We start from the raw sequence: 822 nt of genomic DNA, 5'->3' as shown, positions 1-822 counted from the left end.
GCGCGCACCATAGCCGCTCGGGCGGCGGGGTTCAACCCCCGTCGCGTCCGGTTGCCCGCATCCCGGACGGGCCGGCGCGCCGGATTTCTCCAACGGATACAGCCTAGCACACAACGCCGCAACGCGCACCCGCGCCCGATCGCCACAGAGGCCGGGAGGGGCCGCATAAACGTCCGCACCGGGGACCGCCCGCCCACCCGGCCCAGCCCCCGTGCGCCACGCCATCGCCCCCATCGGGACACACCAAAGGATTTCCATGACCGAAGGCAACCTGACCCACCGCGACCTCGCCCGCCTGCTGGGCGTTTCCGAAACCACCGTCAAAAGCTACCGCCGCAAGTTCCCGGATTGCATCCCCGTGGCCAGCCAGGGCAAGCCCATCCGCTTCACGGCGGAGGCGGCGGCGGTGTCGCTGCGCATCCGCGACCTGTTCGAGATGGGCATGTCGGTGGAAGAGGTGCGCGCACGCCTTGCCGCCGAGTTCGCGTGGATAACGCCGGAAGCCCCTGCCAGTGACGACCGGGAGGATGCCGGATCCGCCGAACCCGCCGCCCCGCCGCAGCCCGCCCGCGTGGAACTGCCGCAGGATTTCACCCTGGCCGTGAGCAACCTGGCCAAGAGCATGGTGGGCCTGACCCAGCAGCAGAACGCCATCCTGAAACGGGTGCAGCACATCGAGACCCTGATCACCGCGCTGGCCTCCGCCGGTGGAGACGCCACGGGTCCGGCTGGCCCGGCTGGCATGACTGGCGCAGGCAGCGCACCGGGCACGTCCGCCTTGCAGGGCCGCCCCGCCTGGCTGGACGAAGCGCAGGCCCTGGC

1 protein-coding gene is annotated in these 822 nt (G+C 71.3%); it reads left to right on the top strand.

Annotation, left to right across the window (positions count from 1 at the left end; translation table 11 throughout):
• Positions 1–256: 256 nt before the first annotated feature.
• A partial coding sequence (locus FVW20_RS17215; protein WP_196610544.1) for a MerR family transcriptional regulator occupies positions 257–822 on the top strand: 566 nt, incomplete at its 3' end.

It is taken from the genome of Nitratidesulfovibrio oxamicus, from assembly GCF_015731765.1.
GTDB classification, from domain to species: Bacteria; Desulfobacterota; Desulfovibrionia; order Desulfovibrionales; family Desulfovibrionaceae; genus Cupidesulfovibrio; species Cupidesulfovibrio oxamicus.
This window is presented reverse-complemented; position numbering and strand designations above follow the sequence as displayed.